This window comes from Paraeggerthella sp. LCP19S3_G8, assembly GCF_052119225.1.
In the GTDB taxonomy this organism is placed as follows: Bacteria; Actinomycetota; Coriobacteriia; order Coriobacteriales; family Eggerthellaceae; genus Paraeggerthella; species Paraeggerthella hominis.
In genome coordinates this window covers 63,110-82,565 of the sequence record NZ_JBQKFQ010000010.1, presented here as the reverse complement: position 1 = coordinate 82,565, position 19,456 = coordinate 63,110, and the positions used below count along the sequence as shown (strand labels likewise).

At 61.5% G+C, this 19,456-nt stretch carries 20 protein-coding genes and 2 tRNA genes; 19 read left to right on the top strand and 3 right to left on the bottom strand.

Translation table 11 applies throughout. The features are described from left to right. Window positions 1-20: 20 nt before the first annotated feature. Window positions 21-1,514: an FAD-dependent oxidoreductase gene (locus ACTQZK_RS10970; protein ID WP_114567248.1), complete on the bottom strand. Its 1,494-nt coding sequence runs from the start codon at window positions 1,512-1,514 to the stop codon at window positions 21-23. Between the two features lie 205 nt (window positions 1,515-1,719). Here ACTQZK_RS10970 and ACTQZK_RS10965 point away from each other — a divergent pair, with 205 nt between their 5' ends. The 5 genes from ACTQZK_RS10965 to groL all read left to right on the top strand — a co-directional run bounded on the left by ACTQZK_RS10965 (window position 1,720) and on the right by groL (window position 7,715). After that, window positions 1,720-3,387, top strand: coding sequence for a LuxR C-terminal-related transcriptional regulator (locus tag ACTQZK_RS10965; protein WP_441899665.1), 1,668 nt, complete (start codon window positions 1,720-1,722; stop codon window positions 3,385-3,387). A gap of 61 nt (window positions 3,388-3,448) precedes the next feature. Further along, window positions 3,449-4,729: a sensor histidine kinase gene (locus ACTQZK_RS10960; RefSeq protein ID WP_225749756.1), complete on the top strand. Its 1,281-nt coding sequence runs from the start codon at window positions 3,449-3,451 to the stop codon at window positions 4,727-4,729. Beyond that, the gene (locus ACTQZK_RS10955; protein ID WP_225749757.1) at window positions 4,719-5,417 is read left to right on the top strand and encodes a response regulator transcription factor; all 699 of its coding nucleotides are present in this window, start codon (window positions 4,719-4,721) and stop codon (window positions 5,415-5,417) included. Before ACTQZK_RS10960 ends, ACTQZK_RS10955 begins: the two co-directional genes overlap by 11 nt. Before the next feature lie 326 nt (window positions 5,418-5,743). Next, complete coding sequence (locus ACTQZK_RS10950) at window positions 5,744-6,031, top strand: co-chaperone GroES (protein WP_114567246.1); 288 nt, start codon at window positions 5,744-5,746, stop codon at window positions 6,029-6,031. Between the two features lie 46 nt (window positions 6,032-6,077). Next, a complete protein-coding gene (gene groL / locus ACTQZK_RS10945; protein WP_114567245.1) occupies window positions 6,078-7,715 on the top strand; it encodes a chaperonin GroEL in 1,638 nt (545 codons plus the stop codon). A gap of 685 nt (window positions 7,716-8,400) precedes the next feature. On the opposite strand, the gene ACTQZK_RS10940 is transcribed toward groL, so the two are convergent. Continuing rightward, window positions 8,401-8,826, bottom strand: coding sequence for a DUF2510 domain-containing protein (locus ACTQZK_RS10940; protein ID WP_225749758.1), 426 nt, complete (start codon window positions 8,824-8,826; stop codon window positions 8,401-8,403). 233 nt (window positions 8,827-9,059) lie between these two features. On the opposite strand from ACTQZK_RS10940, the gene ACTQZK_RS10935 reads away from it, so the two are divergent. The 4 genes from ACTQZK_RS10935 to ACTQZK_RS10920 all read left to right on the top strand — a co-directional run bounded on the left by ACTQZK_RS10935 (window position 9,060) and on the right by ACTQZK_RS10920 (window position 11,053). Next, window positions 9,060-9,941 carry an arsenic efflux protein gene (locus ACTQZK_RS10935; RefSeq protein ID WP_216529365.1) on the top strand — a complete coding sequence of 294 codons (882 nt, stop codon included), beginning with the start codon at window positions 9,060-9,062 and terminating at the stop codon, window positions 9,939-9,941. A gap of 126 nt (window positions 9,942-10,067) precedes the next feature. Then, the gene (locus ACTQZK_RS10930) at window positions 10,068-10,670 is read left to right on the top strand and encodes an HD family phosphohydrolase (protein WP_216529366.1); all 603 of its coding nucleotides are present in this window, start codon (window positions 10,068-10,070) and stop codon (window positions 10,668-10,670) included. A 176-nt stretch (window positions 10,671-10,846) separates the two neighbouring features. Beyond that, a tRNA-Lys gene (locus tag ACTQZK_RS10925) sits at window positions 10,847-10,922 on the top strand. A 57-nt stretch (window positions 10,923-10,979) separates the two neighbouring features. Continuing rightward, a tRNA-Gln gene (locus ACTQZK_RS10920) sits at window positions 10,980-11,053 on the top strand. Window positions 11,054-11,130: 77 nt separating this feature from the next. Here ACTQZK_RS10920 and ACTQZK_RS10915 read toward each other — a convergent pair. After that, window positions 11,131-12,057: an FAD:protein FMN transferase gene (locus ACTQZK_RS10915; RefSeq protein ID WP_225749759.1), complete on the bottom strand. Its 927-nt coding sequence runs from the start codon at window positions 12,055-12,057 to the stop codon at window positions 11,131-11,133. Between the two features lie 140 nt (window positions 12,058-12,197). Here ACTQZK_RS10915 and ACTQZK_RS10910 point away from each other — a divergent pair, with 140 nt between their 5' ends. From ACTQZK_RS10910 to rplQ, 10 genes are all read left to right on the top strand, one after another. Continuing rightward, window positions 12,198-13,703, top strand: coding sequence for a helix-turn-helix transcriptional regulator (locus tag ACTQZK_RS10910; protein WP_441899651.1), 1,506 nt, complete (start codon window positions 12,198-12,200; stop codon window positions 13,701-13,703). Between the two features lie 132 nt (window positions 13,704-13,835). Next, on the top strand, window positions 13,836-14,879 hold the full coding sequence (locus tag ACTQZK_RS10905) for a twin-arginine translocation signal domain-containing protein (protein ID WP_225749761.1): 1,044 nt from the start codon (window positions 13,836-13,838) through the stop codon (window positions 14,877-14,879). 112 nt (window positions 14,880-14,991) lie between these two features. After that, the gene (locus ACTQZK_RS10900; protein WP_114567403.1) at window positions 14,992-15,561 is read left to right on the top strand and encodes an ECF transporter S component; all 570 of its coding nucleotides are present in this window, start codon (window positions 14,992-14,994) and stop codon (window positions 15,559-15,561) included. Between the two features lie 296 nt (window positions 15,562-15,857). Next, window positions 15,858-16,076, top strand: a complete 219-nt coding sequence (infA, locus tag ACTQZK_RS10895) for a translation initiation factor IF-1 (RefSeq protein ID WP_114567402.1) — start codon at window positions 15,858-15,860, stop codon at window positions 16,074-16,076. A gap of 101 nt (window positions 16,077-16,177) precedes the next feature. Continuing rightward, window positions 16,178-16,291 (top strand): 50S ribosomal protein L36, encoded by a 114-nt coding sequence (gene rpmJ, locus ACTQZK_RS10890; RefSeq protein ID WP_006363204.1) that lies wholly within the window; start codon window positions 16,178-16,180, stop codon window positions 16,289-16,291. 22 nt (window positions 16,292-16,313) lie between these two features. Then, window positions 16,314-16,682, top strand: coding sequence for a 30S ribosomal protein S13 (gene rpsM, locus ACTQZK_RS10885; RefSeq protein ID WP_114567401.1), 369 nt, complete (start codon window positions 16,314-16,316; stop codon window positions 16,680-16,682). 11 nt (window positions 16,683-16,693) lie between these two features. Beyond that, window positions 16,694-17,092 carry a 30S ribosomal protein S11 gene (gene rpsK / locus ACTQZK_RS10880; protein WP_009306916.1) on the top strand — a complete coding sequence of 133 codons (399 nt, stop codon included), beginning with the start codon at window positions 16,694-16,696 and terminating at the stop codon, window positions 17,090-17,092. Between the two features lie 19 nt (window positions 17,093-17,111). After that, window positions 17,112-17,738 carry a 30S ribosomal protein S4 gene (gene rpsD, locus ACTQZK_RS10875; protein WP_114567400.1) on the top strand — a complete coding sequence of 209 codons (627 nt, stop codon included), beginning with the start codon at window positions 17,112-17,114 and terminating at the stop codon, window positions 17,736-17,738. A 29-nt stretch (window positions 17,739-17,767) separates the two neighbouring features. Beyond that, window positions 17,768-18,718, top strand: coding sequence for a DNA-directed RNA polymerase subunit alpha (locus ACTQZK_RS10870; protein ID WP_114567399.1), 951 nt, complete (start codon window positions 17,768-17,770; stop codon window positions 18,716-18,718). 12 nt (window positions 18,719-18,730) lie between these two features. Then, window positions 18,731-19,294, top strand: a complete 564-nt coding sequence (gene rplQ, locus ACTQZK_RS10865) for a 50S ribosomal protein L17 (RefSeq protein ID WP_114567398.1) — start codon at window positions 18,731-18,733, stop codon at window positions 19,292-19,294. Window positions 19,295-19,456 lie beyond the last annotated feature (162 nt).

Sequence of the window (19,456 nt, the reverse complement as noted above, 5' to 3'; positions counted from 1 at the left end):
GGGGAGGGGTGTGAATCGGGTTATGCCTTCAGAGCCTCAACGACGGCCTTGCCGCTGATCAAGCCGCTGCCGGCGTTGGGGGACAGGTCGCTGCCGCTGTCGGCTACGGTGGAGCCGCAGCAGTACACGTTGGGGATGGGGGTGCCGTCCTTGTCCGTAAGCTGGCTGTCGGTGGTGATCTTCATGCCGCCATGGGTCTTGTAGCGGTACGGGAAGTGCTTCATGGCGTAGTACGGAGCGGAAAGCGACTGCAGGAACAGCTTCTTCTTGAAGTCCGTGTCCTCGCCGGCGGCTACCAGCTCGTCGTAACGGGCGAACGTCTCCAACAGGTTGGCTGCGGGAACGTCCATGGCGGTGGCCAATTCCTCAAGGGTGGAGCACGGGCCCACCAGGCGATCGGCGTTGCCCTTCATGTTCATCTCGACGTTCCACTTCTGGCTGCTGTTGATGGCCTGGTCGTCGAAAATGGTCCACCAGAAGCCCAAGCCCAGCTTGGCGGCGGCATCGGGGGAGTCGTGGCTCTGGTCCTCCTTGATGAAGCGACGGCCCTGCGGCGTCACCTGCACCTGCGGGGAGAAGTAGCCCCAAACGGTAACCTGCGCCAGGTCGCTCATGCGGTTCGCTTCCATGTCCATGTGCGTGTACACGCCGCCCAGCGCCTTGCACATCTGATGGCCTTCGCCCATGGAGTTGACCGTCAGCGGCCCCAGGCGAGCCTGGCTGGGCAGGTAGGTGGACACCATTTCCTGGTTGCAGGAGAATCCGCCCGTAGCCACGATGATCTTCTTCGCCTTGATGTCGACGGTCTTGCCGTTCTTCTCGTCGTTGAAGCGCACACCGATGGGCGCGCCCTCGCCGTCGACGATGAAGTTCGTGGCGCGCAGGTTCAGCTTGTACGTGGCGCCCTTTTTCTCCAGGCCCTTCTGCAGCGGCGTGAGCACGGCCTGCATGTCGCCGATGCCGTTGCCGGGCAGCAGCATGGACGTGGGCGCGCCCGTGCCCATGTAGTCGGTGATGGGCTGGAACACCGCGCCGTAGTCGGCGGCTACGCGGTCGGCCCACTCGGTCTGGTAGACGTAGACGTTGTGCTTGTAGTCCATGTCATCGGTCTCGCCCTTTTTCTCAAGGATGGGGAGGAACTTCTGCCAGTTCGTCTCGGGGTCAACCTCAAGGCCGGCGTCCTTCTGCATCTTCGATCCGACGACGTTCATAACGCCGCAGGCGATGAAGCTCTCGCCGCCCACGCGCTCCAGCTTGTCCACCAGCATGACCTTGTGACCGGCTTCCACCGGATCCATGGCTGCGGACATGCCGGCAATGCCCGTGCCCAGAATGAGCACGTCGGTTTCGTCGCTGAACGAAACCGGGGCGGTTCCTACCACGTTCTCCGCGCCGGTGCTGCTGCCCGCCGTGTTGTTGCTGGCGCATCCGGCAAGCGCGCCGCCGGCGGCGATGACGGCGCCCGAGGCGATGGCCGCCTTCAAGAAATTACGACGATTCATGCTTGTTTCCATGATGGTCTCCCTCCTTGGGCCGCATCCTGCACCGAGCATGGTTTCGGTTGGCTGCGGCTCCTCCTGTTGTGCGTCGCCGTTGCTGTGCGACGGGGTTCACCATACGGATGCCGGCTTGTTCCGTCACCGTCCGTTTCGGACTATATTGCAGGAGGGTTTGAATTTCTGCTGGTGGGAAGGTTGCCCATACCGTATCATGCAGAGCATGAGGGAGAGAAGCCGGGGAAAAGAAACGCATTCGTCACGCGCGAGCGTGCGTCCTTTTGTGCTTTCTGCCGCGATTGTTTTGGGTTTCGGATTGTACCGGGGCGTGAACTCCAGCGCGTACCTTTCGGCCTTCGCGTTCGTGAAGTCGCCGTTTCTGTTCGTTCCCGACCTGTTCTTCAACGTGGTGGTGGCGTGCTCGGTGGTCGTGTGCGCGGGCATCGCCGTGCTGCTTGCTTTGACCGGTCGGCTCAAGGCGTTCTCCATGCCCTACGTGTTGCCGACGGGGCTTCTGATTGCCGCTAACGCTGCCGCCCTTGTGGGAGTGGTCCTTTCGCTTCCTGCCGACATGGCCCTGCTGATTCCGGGCGTGCTGTACGGCGCGGGGTCGGTGATGCTCTCGCTGTTTTGGATCGAAGTGTTCTCTGCGGAAAAGCCGAGCGTGATCGTTACGCAGATTGCGCTGGGCATGCTGTTGAACGTGGTGGTTTCGGCCGAGCTGACGCCGCTTGATCCCGACGTGCAGATGAAGCTGAGCTGCGTGTTGCTTGTGGTAGCGGCGCTGTGCGCACGGTTCGTCCGTCGTGCGCTGCCGCACGTGTGCGCCGAGGGAGCGCCGCCCGCGGGTGCCGAGGCCGGCGCGGGCGATGCGCGTGCGTGCGAGCAGGGCGAGGGCGCTCCCGCGTGCGTCAATGCTGATGCAGGAGCAGGCGCGGGCGCAATCGCAGGCGGCCAGGACAAGGCTTCCTTCCGCGCGCGGTTTGCCGCGTATCGCGATGCGTTTTTGGAGTTGGGCGATTCCGTAGTGGCGTTTTTCGTGCTGGAAGCCGTTATCGGGCTTTTGAACAGCTTCATGCTGACGGGATCCCTTGACTTCGAAGGCTCCGGCAAGGTGTCGTCCGGGGCCATTGTGGGCGCGATCATCGTGTTCTGCTTCGTCGTGTTCGTGATGCACCGCATGCCGAAGGTGTCGACGGTGTCGCGCGTCATCATGCCGGTGCTGGCCGCCATGCTGGTGTTCCTGCCGTTTCTCAGCGAAATGTACAACCTGGTGTTCTACATGCTCTTGCTGGGTAGCTACTACTTCGTGGCGCTTTTGATCACGTACCTGGTGGCCGAGGTCGCGCATGTGCGGCGCGTGTCTCCGTACGTGCTCATGGGCGTGACGATGGGCGTCGCGCGCGTGTTCCTGGCCGTTGCGCTGCTGGGCGGGTTCGCTGCGGCGGTTGCGGGAGGCGGGCCGAGCGACGAAGGCGAGCACACCATGCGCTTCTTGGTGATTATCGTGGTGGTGCTGTACGCGCTGTGCATGGCGCTCGTGTTCTTCTCGCGGGATCGGAAGCGCCGCCGCGAAGGGGCTGGCCAGCCGGCCGGCCAGGACGGGCCGGGCGTCGACGGCGCGCTTGCGGCGACGCAGGCCGATGCGGCGTCCGAAGGGGAGCGTGCGCTTGAATCGCGCTGCGCCGCCGTTGCTCGGGAGGGCGGCCTGACGGAGCGCGAGGCGGAGGTGCTGGTTTATCTGGCGCGGGGCCGCACGAAGGCATATATTGCCGAAGCGCTGTTCGTAACCGAGAATACCGTTCGCAGCCACGTGCGCAACATCTATTCCAAGCTGGGTATCCATACGCGCCAGCAGTTGATCGACTTAGTGGAGTCGCCTCGTCTGTAACGGTTTTGTTCCCTGCAGTACGCCTGCTGGTGTATGGCGCGCGTGTTCAAGGTCGCGTAGTATGGCACGCATGGATAACTATCTAGTACATAATCGTTCGATGACGCCTCGCGATTGGGGCATTGACGCGGCCGTCGCTTTGCTGGCGTTTCTGTTCGGAAGCGCGCAGCTCATGCTGACGGCTTCGTCGATTGTGATTCCCGATCTGGCGTTGCGCCAGTACCTGGGCATGGTGAACGTGATGCCGAACGTGCAGGTGTTCGTGGCGCTTGCCATCACCACGTTGCCGCTGGTTTTGCGTCGGCGCTTTCCCTGGCCCGTGTTCCTGTTCTGCTTCGTGTCGTTTCTTGGATTGCAGAATGCGTTCAGCGGGTTTTCCTTGACCGTGGTGGGGCCCGTGATAGCGGTGTACACCATAGCCAACGAGCGCGGCCGTGCGGAAGCGGCGCTTGCGGCGGTTGTGGCGGTTGCGGGGTTGTTGCTGATGGACGCGCCCTCGCGCACCGCCAGCCTGACGTTTTTCACGCGGTTCCAAAACATCGCGCTGGTGCTGGCCGCCGCCCTTGCGGGCTATGCGTACCGCACGCATCGCGCGTACGTCGAAGCCACCGAGCAGCGGGCGCTCGAAGCGGAGCGCTCGCGCGAAGAGGAGGCCGCGCGTCGCGTGGAGGAGGAGCGCGTGCGCATAGCGCGCGAGGTGCACGACATCACTGCTCATTCGCTGTCGGCCGTGAGCATCCAGGCCGCTGCCGCCGAGCGCTTGATCGACGTGGATCCTGCGGCGGCGAAGGAGGCCGTCGCCACGGTGCGGGCCACGGCTAAAACGGCGCTCGACGACATCCGCAGCATGATCGGGGTGCTGCGGCACGGCGACGAGACGGCCGAAACGGCGCCGGCATCGGGGACGGATAGGCTGGAGGACTTGGCCGCGTACCTGCGCGACGCGGGGCTTTCGGTGCGCCTCGACGCTGCGGGCTACGATCGCGCCGGCGTTCCTGCGCACGTCGACATGGCCTTGTTCGGCATAGCGCGGGAAGCGGCAACCAATATAGTCAGGCATGCGGGCGCCCGCGAGGTTTCGATTCGCCTTGCGATCGAGGACGGGCAGGCGCGCCTGACGGTGAAGGACGACGGACGCGGGTTCGAGCCCGCTGTCGGCGCGCTTGCGCTGCGCGACGGCCTTCCCCAGGCTGCCGACGGGGCGGGGCATGGTATTGCGGGAATGTCCGAGCGCGTTCATCTGCTGGGCGGAACGTTTTCCGCAGGCAACGCCGCGGAAGGCGGTTTCCGCGTGATGGCCAGCATTCCGGTTAAGGGAGCGGAGGCGCAGCATGGAGCGTAACGATGGAGGCAAGGTGCGCGTACTGGTGGTCGACGACCAGGATCTTGTGCGCAGCGGGTTTCGCCTGATCCTGCTTACGTACGGCGACATCGACGTGGTGGGCGAGGCGCGCGACGGCCAGGAGGCGGTGGAGCTGGCGCAGCGCTTGCGGCCCGACGTGGTGCTCATGGACATCCGCATGCCTCACATGAACGGCATCGAGGCCACGCGCGCCATCAGCAACGATCCTCGGCTCGAGGACGTTCGCGTGCTCATCCTGACGACGTTCGACCTGGACGAATACGTGTACGATGCCCTGGCCGCCGGTGCGAGCGGCTTTCTTCTCAAGGATGCCGAACCCGACGAGATCGCCGCTGCTGTTCGCGTGGTCGCGCGGGGAGACGCCCTTATTCAGCCGTCCATCACGCGCCGTTTGATCGAGGAGTTCGTCGCGTCGCGCCCGCTCGTTCCGGGGGACGGCGCGGGGGTTCGGTCCGCCATCGGCGCGCTGACCGATCGCGAGCGCGAAATCCTGGTGCTGGTTGCGCGCGGGATGACGAACGAGCAGATAGGGGCCGAGCTGTTCATTTCTCCCGCCACGGCGAAAACCCATCTGGCGCGCATCATGGCGAAGCTGGACGCGCATGATCGCGCTCAGCTGGTGGTGAAGGCCTACGAAAGCGGGCTGGTTCGGCCCGGCGTCGGCTGACGCGCTTGCCGTGGGGCGTGCGCGGCGCACGGGCCAGGTTTCGGCGCGACGCGCAGACCGTGCCGGTGCCGCGTGTGCGCGGCGGGCACGCGGCGCGGGCCGTCCGGCGGCCCAATTGTGACGATCGTTTGGCGATTCTGTCAAACCTGAAACGCATAGGCTTAGATTTCTCTGAATACTCTTGCAATCGGCGTTGAGGCTGCTATGATAACGCAATGTTTAGCACTCGCTAACGATGAGTGCTAGCAGTCACCGCAATCGAGTGGTTACATAGCGAACATCAAACGTTCCGCTACGCGAGTCGGACGACGAAAGGAAGGCACGTTATGAATCTGAAACCCCTGGGTGATCGCGTCATCGTCAAGCAGGACGAGGCCGAGGAGACCACGGCGTCGGGTCTGTACCTTGCGACCGAAGCGAAGGAAAAGCCCCAGAGCGGCACCGTTCTGGCTGTGGGCGACGGCAAGCTCGATAAGGACGGCAACCTGGTTCCCGTTCCGGTGAAGGTGGGCGACAAGGTCGTCTACGGCAAGTTCGGCGGCACCGAGATTCACGTGGACGGCGAGGACGTGCTCATTCTTCGCGCGGACGATCTGTACGCTGTCTTTGCATAAGCGAATATCCCGCTAACAACAACGCAGTTGAAAGGATAAAAGCATCATGGCTAAAGAGATCAAGTTCGAGGCTGATGCCCGCAGCGCGCTTGCTGCCGGCGTCAACAAGCTGGCCGACGCCGTCAAGGTGACGCTTGGCCCCAAGGGTCGCTACGTCGCTCTGGAGAAGTCCTACGGCGCTCCGCTCATCACCAACGACGGCGTGACCGTTGCCAAGGAAGTCGAGCTGGAGGATCCCGTTGAGAACATGGGCGCCCAGCTGGTGCGCGAAGTTGCCGTGAAGACGAACGACGTCGCCGGCGACGGCACCACCACCGCTACGCTGCTGGCCGACGTCATCGTGTCCGAGGGCCTGCGCAACGTGACCGCCGGCGCCGATGCCCTGGGCATCCGTCGCGGCATCCAGAAGGCCACCGACGCCATCGTCGCGTCCATCAAGGCCGACGCCACGCCGGTTTCCACGAAGGACCAGATCGCCAACGTGGGCACCATTTCCGCAGGCGACGCCAACATCGGCGAGAAGATCGCCGAGGCCATGGAGGCCGTGGGCAAGGACGGCGCCATCTCCGTTGAGGAAAGCCAGACCTTCGGCATCGACATGGACATCGTCGAGGGCATGCAGTACGAGCGCGGCTACATCTCGCCGTACATGGCTACCGACATGGAGAAGATGGAGGCCGTGCTCAACGATCCCTACATCCTCCTGACCGACCAGAAGGTCACCAACATCCAGGACATGGTTCCCCTGCTGGAGGAGATCATGAAGTCCGGTCGCCCGCTGTTCATCGTCGCTGAGGACGTCGAGGGCGAGGCTCTGGCCACCATCCTGCTGAACAAGCTGCGCGGCACGTTCAACTGCGTCGCCATCAAGGCCCCCGGCTTCGGCGACCGCCGCAAGCGCATCCTCGAGGACATCGCCGCCGTCACGGGCGCGCAGGTCATCGACAAGGACTTCGGCATGACCATGGCGGATGCTCGCGTCGACATGCTGGGCCACTGCAAGACGGTCAAGGTCACGAAGGACACCGCTCTGATCGTGGACGGCGCTGGCGACAAGAAGGCCATCGAGGATCGTATCGGCCAGATCAAGGCCGAGCTCGAGCGCGCCGACTCCGACTTCGACCGCGAGAAGCTGCAGGAGCGCCTGGCGAAGCTGTCCGGCGGCGTGGCCGTGCTCAAGGTGGGCGCTGCAACCGAGTCCGAGCTCAAGGAGACGAAGTCCCGCATCGAGGACGCTCTGCAGGCAACCCGCGCGGCTGTCGAAGAGGGCATCGTTGCCGGCGGCGGCGTGGCTCTGGTTGACGCGCTTCCCGCGCTCGACGACGTCAAGGCTGACGACAAGGACGAGGAAGTGGGCGTTGCCATCATCCGCAAGGCTCTGGAGGCTCCGATGCGCGCCATCGCCCAGAACGCGGGCTACGAGGGCAGCGTTGTGGTTGAGCATGTCAAGAACATGGGCAAGGGCGAAGGCCTGAACTGCGCCAACGGCGAGTACGGCAACATGATCGAGATGGGCGTCAACGACCCCGTCAAGGTGACCCGCACGGCTCTGCAGTCCGCTGCTTCCGTTGCGGCCCTTATCCTCATCACCGAGGCCACCATCAACGAAATCCCGAAGGAGGGTCCGGACCTGTCCGCGCTGGCAGCAGCTGCTGGCGGCGGCGGAATGGGCGGTATGATGTAAGCCCTGCGGCCTGCATCGCACAATTTAAACTCGGAAAGAAGGGCGGCCCGCGGGTCGCCCTTCTTGTGCTCGCAGCGGGATGCGAGTCCCGCATGTGCGCGCCGGTTCCGTTGCGTTCGTTGCGGCGCGTTCGCTACGGCGCGCCCTCTTCGCCGGGATTCTGTCAAAACGAACGAGGTTTGATGGTCCTCAAGCCAGGATAAATGCAACAAGCAATCCCCTGACCAGGCATGATAAAAAACAGCCCTTGTCAACCTGCCTTCGCAAAGCGAAAAACCGCCGCAAAACTCGTCCGTTTTGACAGAGTCTGGAAACTTCCGCGGCAAATCGAAGCGTCCGAGTAGCGCCGACCCCGCCAGTCCCGTCGGCCCCGCCAAGCCCGAACGCCCCGCCAAGCCCGAACGCCCCGCCAAGCCCGAACGCCCCGCCAGCCCCGTTGACCCCGCCGCCCCGCCAGCCCCCCGTCGATCCTGTTGCCCAATTCGAAACGTCCTGACGAGTTTTCGGATCAAGCGCGATCGGGGGATTTCGATATCCCGTTGCTCAGGGCGCTTGGGGCGTCGAGCGACCTATGCGCGGCGCTCGCGAACTTTCCGAATTTGCCCCTCGACGCAAAACAGCCCGACCCCTGGGCGTGTTGCCGCCGGAGGAGTCGGGCTGTTCGATGGTGCTGCGTCTTGGTTTGCTAGGCGTCTTTTTTCGAGACCAGCAGGAGAATGCCGCCGATAAGGGTCACGAAGATGAGCGTGCATACGCCAAATGCCGTGGTGTTGGGCTTCGTTCCCTTGTAGATGTTCCAGCAGCGGATGCTCATGGGGATCATCCAGGCCAGGGGAATGATGAGCCAGCACACCGACACCGTGGACACGATGCACAGGATGAACGCGACCAGCCTGAGCGTGCGGTCGCTGTCGTTGCTGGCCGTTTGCGGGTAGTAAGCCTGGCCGCCCGAAGCTTGCGGGTAGACGGGAGCGGGGCTTCCGTAAGTCGGCTCTTGACCTGCGGGCTGAGCGTCGGCGTAGTCGTCGGTCCACTGCTCGCCGTTCCAGTAGCGAAGTTTTGCTGCGTCTCCCGAGGGGTCTGCGTACCATCCAGCTTGTGGGTTTGTCATACTGCCTCCATGAACGAATGGAAATTGAGTCCAGTATAACTGAATCGTTTGGCTCTTATTAGGTTCCAAGCGGGTTGTTACCTGTTCTTTCGATACTTCGCCGCCCGGCTCCGTCCGGATTTTCCGCCTTCGCGCGCCTCATTCGAGGCCTGCGCCCCGCTGCGGGCGGTCTTCCGTGCCCATTTCACGACGGGCGGTTGCTCCGGTTGAGCATTGGTCTACAATAAGTTGTTATGGAAGAATTCATACATATCGCAGGGCATGTTCTGGAGCATTCCGTTTCGGACACGCTGTATCTCATCCCGTTTTTGTTCGTCACCTATTTGGCGATGGAGTGGCTCGAGCATAAAACCGGCAGTAAAGCCCAAGCCGCAGTTCAGCGCGCTGGCGCGGCGGGCCCTATCGTCGGCGCCGTTGTGGGCGTGGTTCCGCAATGCGGGTTCTCTGCTGCCGCGTCAACGTTGTGGGCCGGCCGCGTCATCACGCTGGGGACGCTGTTCGCTGTGTTCTTGTCTACGTCGGACGAGATGCTTCCCATCTTCATTGCAGAGCAGGTGCCTCTTGCGGTGATCCTGAAAATCCTGGGGGCGAAAATCGTTATCGGCATGGTGATGGGCTTTATCGTGGACGCCGGCATGCGCCTCGCGCGGCGCATCGACGCGCCGTTGCACATTCACGATCTTTGCGAGCACGACCACTGCCACTGCCATGATGGCGAGGGCGGCATCTTGAAAAGCGCCTTTAAGCACACGGTTCAGGTCGCGCTGTTCATCTTTGCCGTGACCGTTGCGCTGAACACCGTTCTTGAAGTGGTGGGAGAAGATGCTCTGGCAACGTTTCTCGGCGCTAACCAGGCTCTTTCGGTGTTAGGTTCCGCGCTGGTGGGCTTGGTGCCGAACTGCGCCGCAAGCGTGGTCATCGCGCAGCTGTACGTGGACGGCGCCTTGGGCTCGGGGGCGATGCTGGCGGGTTTGCTGGTAAGCGCGGGCGTGGGCTTGTTGGTGCTGTTCAGGGCGAACCGCAACTGGAGGCAGAACGTTGCCATTGTGGTGGGTTTGTATTGCACGGGCGTGGCGTGGGGCCTGATTGCGAACGCGCTGGGCATCGTGTTCTAGCGATTGCGCAGACGCGGCGCTTGCTTGTCGGCTCTTGGCAGCGCGGCGCTTTGCTTGCCCGACGTGCTATGCGCTATAGTGGCAAGAAGCACTCGAGATCGATGTCAAGAAGGAAGAGAGGACATCATGTCAACGCTGGAAGCCGGTATGACGCGCGACGAGGCGTTCGCGCTCCTGCAAGCGCACAACAAGGATCCGTTCCATATCGAACATGGCGAAACGGTGGAGCAGACCATGCGCTACTTCGCGCGCGAGTTCGACCCCGAAAACGAAGAATTCTGGGGTATCGTGGGGCTGCTGCACGACCTTGATTGGGAAGAGCACGATGACGAGCCGGAGAAGCACACGCTGTACGCTGCGCCTTGGATCGAGGCTGCTGGCGGCACGCCCGAGCTCATCCGCGCCATCCAGAGCCACACGTCCGATTTCAATCCGGATCTGCCCAGACCCGAGCTTCAAATGGAGAAGGTTCTGTTTGCGGCGGAGGAATTGACGGGGCTTATCGGCGCGGCTGTGGTCATGCGGCCCAGCAAAAGCGTCATGGACTTCGAAGTGAAATCGCTCAAGAAGAAGTTCAAGGACAAGCGCTTCGCCGCCGGAGTCAGCCGCGACGTCATTCGTTCCGGGGCGGAAATGCTAGGTTGGGAGCTTGACGAGCTGTTCGCCCGCACCATCGAGGCCATGCAGTCGTTCGCGCCGGACAGGGACACGTTCAAGCCTGCCGAATAACGAATTCGCATTCGAGCGCCCGCCCAAAGCGGGCGCAGGTTTTCCAGACGAGCGAGGGGGAAGGATCCTTTCGCGAAGAGTCCGAGCGTTTTGTGGGCTTGCGGGGCCTTCAAACATTTTCATTGACCGGCCTTGTCCGCACGGCTAAAATGTATTCTCGCGCATTGGAGCGACGTGGGCCGTTAGCTCAGTTGGTAGAGCAGGGGACTTTTAATCCCAAGGTCGCGGGTTCGACTCCCTCACGGCCCACCATTTTTTTCCTTCCAATCGCGATGGCAGGGGCTTCGGCTTTTGCATGCCGTTCTGAACTGGGCCATCGTCCAACGGCAGGACTCTGGTTTTTGGTACCAGCTATCCAGGTTCGAATCCTGGTGGCCCAGCCACTTCACACCGCTCATGTCGTTCGCATCAGTGCGTCGCGCACCGCATTTTGCTTCGCCGCTCCGCGTGGGCGGCGTTTTTATTCCAGCAGTTCGAAGGGGATGTCGCTTCCTATCCCGGATGTTGCCAGCACATCGCCCTCGTTCGTTACCAGCACGGCTTCCAACGACGGATGGCTCTCCGCAAACGCAAGCGCGCGATCGGCGCCCATGATGACGAGCGCTGTGGTGAATCCGTCCGCGTCAAGCGAAGCGCGCGAAACCACGGTGGCGCTCAGCAGGTCGGTCTGCGCGGGAAAGCCGGTGCGCGGATCCAGAATGTGGTGGTACAGCGTGCCGTCGCGCTCGAACGCGCGCTCGTATATGCCGCTCGTCACCACCGATCCGTCGCGAACGCTTACGCAGGCGAACGAATCTAGCATCGGCAGGGCGCTTGAAGGAAAGGGCTTTCGGATACCCACCCGCCACGGCGTTTCGTCGGGCTTGCCTCCCATAACCGCCACATTGCCTCCCAGGTTGACCAACGCGCGCTCGACGCCGCTCTCGCGCAACAGCGCAAGGATGCCGTCGGCGATGTATCCTTTCGCGATGCCGCCCAAGTCAACGCAGGCCAGCGGGTCGTACAGCGTCACGGTCGAGCCCGTCACGGCAACGTTTCGGTAGTCCACGTGGCGCAGCGCTGCAGCCAGATCGTCGGGGTTGGGGATCGTTTGCCGCTTGAAGTCCCAGAGTTGCGTTGCGCTTCCCATGGTGATGTCGAACAGCCCGTCGGTGGCGCGGCAGTATGCCAACGCCGTGTCGATGAACGTTGCCAGCTCGGGATCGACGTCGGTCGGAACGCCGCGCGCATGGTTGAGCCGAAACAGCTCGCTTGCGGGATCAACCCGCGAGAGCAAAAGCTCGCAGCGGTCGCACCATGCCACGGCTCGGTCGATGATGCTTGCATCGTCGGTCTCCGCACTGATGGTGTTGGTGGTGTTGAACCGAAAGAACTCCCGAGAAACCATACCGTTCCCTTCAACGTGAAGCGCCATACGCTACTGGAACAGTATACTTTCTTTGGAGCCGTGCTGCAGGTGCGGCATGCGACGCGGGTGAGCGGCGTCGGCCGATGCCACGGCGAACGAGCGGTGGAAGGAGAAACGCAATGCAGCCTGAAAAGCGAGGCCTCATCCCGCAGTTCGATGCGTTCGACACGGTTGCTCTTCTTTCCTTCTGCATGAGCGTTCCCCTGCTTTTGCCCGTTCTCGAGTTTTGGCAGCGCGCGACGACCCCAGCCCTTGGCGCGGGTTCGTTTTTGCCGGCCGTTTCGTTCTCGACGGCGCTCTCGCTTGCCGCCATGTTCACGTCGCTCGCGTTCCTGTTTGTCTGTTTGCTCAAAACGGCGCATGCTCGGCTGAACCGCACGGTCGTGCTATTGGCCTTAGGTTGTTACGCGCTTGGATATGCACTGCTCGATCTGTGGAGCTTCGGGGTTGTCGATGGATCCCTTGTTGAGGCGGGATGCGGCCTTATGATGGGGTTCGGAGCGGCCGTCATGAGCCTTGTTTGGGTGAGCCGGCTGCGCGTGCTCGCGTTTCGACGCGCGTTGGCGGTGGTTTGGGCTTCCGCGCTCGGCCTGTTTGCCAGCAGCGCTTTGTTGCCGATGCTCAACGTTGATGCGGCGCGCGTAGCGCTTACGTGCGCGGCGGCTCTTTCCCTTGCGGGATGCGCTCGGCTGTTCTTTCGCTCGCAGCGTGAGGACGATCGCTTGGCGCAATCGGGCGCGAACTGGTGGGACGTGTTCGGCCATCTGGACGTTTCCGTAGTGGAAGGGACCGGGGATTTCAAGACGCCGCTTTCCCGGGCACTGTTCTTCGCGGTCATGCCGTTTTCCATGTTGCTGCTGTTCGTTGCCGACAGCAGCTTGGCGCAGACGATGGAGTGGGGGATGGCGCCGTTGGCATGGGCTGGCTTGCTCGCCGAAGCCGCTATGGTGCTCCTTGCGTTTCTGAAGACGGACCAAGCCCTGATCAACTTTTCCTATCGCTTCTTCTTGCCGCTGATGGCTTTCGCGACGTTTGCCGCAACCGCGTTTGTCGATCCGCCGCTTCAGCGTTCGGCGATGGTGGTGGGTTCTCTTGCGTTCTGCACGGTCTACGCGCTCATTATGTCGGCAATGCTCGTTTCCATGGCGGGTCGCATGCGCTCTCTCGCGTTGCCCGCTGGCGGCATCATGATTATATTCAGCTGTCTGGTGTGCCTGCTTTCGGACGCCAGCGCCAACGCGGGCGTCCTGGGCGCGTATCGCTACCAGATCCTCATCGTACTGTTCGTGATCATGGCCGTTGTCCTCATGGTCACGCCCAGCTCGCGGCTGTGGCGCGTCATGCTTGAAGGCATCGATGCTGCGGAGTCGGCTTTGCCTGACGCGCGGGAAGATTACCTGCGTCGTTGCGCCCAGCTGGCGGAAACGCATCGTCTGACTGTTCGAGAAGCCGAAATCTTGCTGCTTTTGGGCCGCGGGCACACGTCGATTTTCGTTGCCGAAGAACTGACGGTGGCCGAATCCACGGTGCGCAGCCATCGCAAGAACATCTATCGCAAGCTTGGCGTGTCGTCGCGCGAAGAGCTGTTCAAGCTGCTCGATGACCAGGCTGACGAAGGCGTTTGAGCAATCTCCCCCTTTTCGTTTAGAAAGAACATGCCAGGTGGGGAGCAAGTCCCCTCGTTTTGACGATAGATTCCCCTTGCTTCGGCTCGTATGGTGGCCTCGTTGTTTGAAGATACTTCAAGGGAGGCTACCATGGAACTGCAAGTCACTCGTCGTGATTTTCTCAAGGGGAGCATTGTCGTAGCGCTGGGCGCGGCAGGCGCTTCCATGCTGGGTTCGTGCGCGCCAAGCGGCGCCGCTGCAACATCCGAAGGCGCGACGCCCGCAGTCGGTTCGGGCGGCTCCTCGAACGCGGTTACCCTTCATCGCGGCTACGGCGCGGCTCACGGTGACAAATGCTTCACAAGCGTGGTCGTCGCTACGGCAGATGACGGCTCGATCCTTGCCGTGAGCGTGGACGATTACCAATTCATGCCGGCCGGTTCGACGGGCATCACGCCGGTTCCGAATTCCGATGCCGGGCTTGCGGCCGGCTACGCAACGGGTCAGGTGCTCATGTCGAAAACCGTGAACACCGATGCGTATTCCGCAATGATGAAGGAGAAGGCGCAGGCCACGCAGCCTTGGCTCACGTCCATGCGCGCTATCGAAGACTACTGCGTTGGCAAGAAGCCTTCGGAGCTGAAGAAGGCCAGCATCGATACGGTGTCGGGGGCTACGCTCGTCGACGCTCCCAACTATCTTAAGCTGGTGTCCGAAGTTGCTCAAAGCGACGCCATCACCTCGTCGGGCACGTATTCGGGTGATGGATCGAGCCTCAAGCTAGGGCGCATCAACGCCGCTGCGCATGGCGACAAGGCGTTTGCCGAAGCCGTTTCGCTCGTGCAAGACGACGTGCTGGTTGCAACGAGCATCGACGAGTTCCAGTTCGTCGCCACGTCTTCCGAAGGCTTCGTTCCCGTACCGAATTCCGATGCAGCGTTTGCCGCCGGTTACGCCGAGGGCCAGATGCTCATGTCCAAGTCGGTGAACTCCGAAGCGTATTCCGCGATGATGAAGGAGAAGGCCCAGGCCACTACGCCATGGATTGAGTCCATGGCGGCCATCGAATCGTTTGTGGCTGGCCAGAAGATCTCCGACGTGAAGGCGAAGGGCCCCGACGCCGTTTCCGGTGCGACGCTTGTGGACACCGCCGGCTATGTGAAGGCGGCGGTAGAGGCTGCCAAGGCTGCTTAGATTCGCTGTTCCGTTCCCCTTGCGAAGCGAGCCGATTGTCGTACGCGTCGGCTCGCTTCGCCGTTGCTTGCCGAGCGCATTATAATAGGCGGAAAGCCGGATAGGAGACTCTATGGACGCATTGCCGTACGAGCGACGTAACCGATCTCCCAAGCAGGGTGCCGCCATCGGCCTGCTTGTCTTGATGGCGATGGTCCTCAGCTTTGTCGAGCTTCCAGTGGTCCCGGGCGCCGAATGGCTGAAGTACGACCCCTCCGGTGCGGTGTCGTTGCTGGCCACCGTGCTGTACGGCTCTTGGATAGGGGTCGGCGTGGCGGTTGCTTCGTGGATACCCCATTTGATTACCGACCCCTTGGGCGCGTTCATGAACATCATGGCAACCGTCTCCCTTGTTATGGTGGTAGGGGCGGTGTATCGCCGCAAACCATGCTTGCTGTATGTCGTGCTGGGCTGCGCGGCTGGCGTGGCCGCGTCTACGGCCGTTTCCGTCTGTTTGAATTTCGTGGTGATGCCGTTGTACGTTGAGGCGACGTATCAGCAGGTTGCCGCGCTCGTGTTTCCCGCGCTGCTGCCGTTCAACGTGCTCAAGGCGTTGGCGAACTCGGTTTTGGCCATTGTCTCGTACCGGAAGCTGGCGGCTTTGCTGGGGGAGTCGGATCTTGGCTCGTCTTCTTCACATTAAATACCCTTGACCTTGCAGGCAAAATGCCTATACTTATTTCTCTGGCGGAGCGTCCACCCTTAAAACGCGCCCGACCCCGTCGAAGCCGACAAGGCGGCTGCGCATCGCGCGAGTACCTGGCGGTCCTGCTCCTTATGCGGACTGCGCGGTTCCGAACCGCACGCCTGACATGCAGGCATATTCGAACCAACGGTTTGTTGGCTTTCTGTGCCCAAAAAATTCTCTTGCTCAATCTACACTTTATTTGGTAGAATCTATCGTTGCTGCTTATAACGACCTGCTTTGAAGGAGCACTTTTGAGCAAAGAAGATGTAATCGAGCTTGAGGGAACTGTCCTAGAAGCGTTGCCGAACGCTATGTTTAGGGTTGAGCTCGAAAACGGACACAAGATATTGGCCCATATCTCTGGCAAGATGCGTATGCACTACATCAAGATCCTGCCGGGAGACAAGGTGACGGTTGAGCTTTCCGTCTACGACCTGAATCGCGGCCGTATCACGTATCGTTTCAAGTAGGCGCAGTTTTTTGCGTCAAGCGCGTTAATCAGTTAAGAAAATTCTCACCTGCGGCTGGGTGTGGAGTATAGACGGGAACGCATAACCGAAAGGAAATGATTATGAAGGTACGTCCTTCGGTCAAGAAAATGTGCGACAAGTGCAAAATCATCCGACGCCATGGCAAGGTCCTCGTTATCTGCGAGAACCCGCGCCATAAGCAGCGTCAGGGCTAGGAAGAAAGAGGAGATATAACCTATGGCACGTCTTGTTGGTGTCGACCTTCCTCGCGACAAGCGCATTGAAGTCGGCTTGACCTACATCTACGGCATTGGCCTGACCACTTCCAAGCAGATCCTCGCCGAGACCGGCGTTGATCCGAGCGTCCGCGTGAAGGACCTCACGGAAGATGATCTGCAGAAGCTGCGCGACTACATCCAGGGCAACATCAAGGTGGAGGGCGACCTGCACCGCGAGGTTTCTCAGAACGTCAAGCGCCTCATGGAGATCGGTTGCTATCGTGGACTCCGCCATCGTCGCGGCCTGCCCGTTCGCGGACAGCGCACGCACACGAACGCGCGCACGCGCAAGGGTCCTCGTAAGCAAATCGGCGGAAAGAAAAAGTGAGGTAGCTAGAAGTGGCAGCTAAGAAAAACGTGCGCACGCGCATTAAGCGCTCCGAGCGTAAGAACATCGCCGTTGGCGCTGCGCATATCAAGTCTACGTTCAACAACACGATCGTGAGCATCACCGATCCTCAGGGCAATGTGATCTCGTGGCAGTCCGCCGGCACGGTGGGCTTCAAGGGCTCGCGCAAGTCCACTCCGTTCGCTGCTCAGATGGCCGCCGAGGCCGCTGCGAAGACGGCGATGGAGCATGGCCTGCGCAAGGTGTCCGTGTTCGTCAAGGGCCCGGGTTCGGGTCGCGAGACGGCCATCCGCTCTCTGCAGGCCGCCGGCCTGGAGATTGCCAGCATTCAGGATTGCACACCCATCCCGCACAACGGTTGCCGTCCGCGCAAGCGTCGTCGCGTGTAGCTGAAAGGATCTAAGTATTATGGCTCGTTATACTGGAGCGGACTGCCGTTTGTGCCGTCGTGAAGGTGCGAAGCTCTTCCTGAAGGGCGACCGCTGCTACACGGAGAAGTGCGCAATCGAGCGCCGTAACTACGCGCCGGGCGAAGCCGGCAAAAAGCGCATCAAGGAAAGCGAATATCGCACTCAGCTGCGCGAGAAGCAGAAGACCAAGCGTATCTATGGCGTTCTGGAGAAGCAGTTCCGTCATTACTACGATATGGCCAACCGTCAGCAGGGCGTTACGGGTGAGAACCTGCTTCGTATCCTGGAAAGCCGTCTGGACAACGTCGTCTACCGCCTGGGCTTTGCGAAGTCTCGCGCGGAGGCTCGCCAGCAGGTGCGTCACGGTCACATCGTTGTCAACGGTCGTCGCGTCGACATTCCGTCGTTCCGCGTTCGTCCGGGCGACGTGGTTGCCGTTGCTCCCAAGGCTCAGGACATGTTGGTCATCAAGAGCGCGCTGATCTCCAACGAGCGCGTGCAGGTGCCGGCATGGCTTGAGGTTGACATCGAGAAACTTCAGGGCAGCGTTCTCGCGCTTCCGCAACGCGACCAGATCGATCTGGATATTCGCGAGCAGCTCATCGTCGAGCTCTACTCGAAATAATCGCGGCATAGTAAGGAGGCTTACCCCACATGACAGAGTTCATGAGGCCTACTGTAACAACGGAAGAAGTCAACGATACTGTCGCGCGTTTCATCGTCGAACCGCTCGAGCGCGGTTACGGCTACACGCTGGGCAACTGCATGCGTCGCGTGCTGCTCTCGTCCCTGGATGGCGCAAAGGCTACGGCCATCCAGATCGAGGGTGTGCAGCATGAGTTCACGACGGCCGAGGGTGTCATCGAGGACATCACGGACATCGTTTTGAATGTCAAGGGACTCGTGTTCTCTGCACTGAACGACGACATCGAAGAGGCCACGGCGCATGTGTCGGTGGAGGGTCCTTGCACGGTTACGGGCGCGGACCTCGACATCCCGACCGAGTTTACCCTGGTCAACCCGGAGCACGTCATTGCGACGGTTTCCGATGGCGGCCAGTTGGACATGACGGTTCGCATCGGCGTCGGCCGCGGCTACGTGTCTGCCGAGCGCAACAAGCGCACGGAGGATCCCATCGGGGTCATCCATGTTGACTCGTTGTTCTCGCCGGTCCGTCGCTGCACGCTCAACGTGACCGACACCCGCGTGGGCCAGCGTACTGACTACGACAAGCTCGTGCTGGAGGTGGAAACGGACGGCAGCATCACGCCGACCGAGGCCATCTGCCGCGCGTCCAACATCGTGAACCAGTACATGGGCGCGTTCTTGAGCCTGTCCGATATGGCCGACGAGGAGGAGGGCGAAGTTCCGTCCATCTTCGCGCCGGAGGGCCAGGAGTCCAACGCCGAGCTGGACAAGCAGATCGAGGATCTCGACCTGTCCGTTCGCTCGTACAACTGCCTGAAGCGCGCCGGTATCCATTCGGTTCGCCAGCTGGTCGAGTTCTCCGAAAACGACCTGCTGAACATTAGGAACTTTGGTGCGAAGTCCATTGAGGAAGTGAAGGACAAGCTCATTTCCATGGACCTCAATTTGAAGCTATAGGAGATACGTATCATGCGACACAATTACAAGGGCCGCAAGCTGGGCACCGACTTCAGCCACACCAAGGCCATGAAGAAGAGCCTGGTGAACGCCCTGTTCCTGAACGACCGCATCAAGACGGTCGAGTCGCGCGCCAAGGAGATCCGTCCTGACGTCGACAAGATCATCACCTGGGCGAAGCGCGGCGATCTGCATGCTCGTCGTCTGGCCATCGCGGCTCTGGGCGACAAGGAACTCGTGCGCGAGATCTTCGAGAAGGTCGAGCAGGGCATGTTCCAGGACCGTCAGGGCGGCTACACCCGCATCATGAAGCTGGGTCCCCGCAAGGGCGACAACGCCCCCATGGTCATCATGGAGCTTGTGACCGAGCCCGTGAAGAAGAAGGACGAGGAGAAGCCCGCCGCCAAGAAGGCTGCGAAGAAGGTTGCTCCCAAGAAGGTCGAGAAGGTCGAGGAGGCTGCTGAGGCTCAGGCTGAGGAAGCCGCCGTCGAGGCTGCCGACAAGGCTGAAGAGGCTGCTGCTGAGAACGTGGAAGCCGTCGAGGCCGAGGTTGTGGAGAAGGAGAAGGCTGAATAGCTTTCGCTTCGCTTCATACTGATATGGGAAAGGGATCCGCATGCGCGGGTCCCTTTTTTTGAGTGTTCGGCGAGCATGATCGTCGAACTGCGGGCGTGACGTGCGCCTTGCGGTTCGCGCTCGCGTTAGCGTTGGCTTCGTGCAGTTCGTGCGCGCATCCTC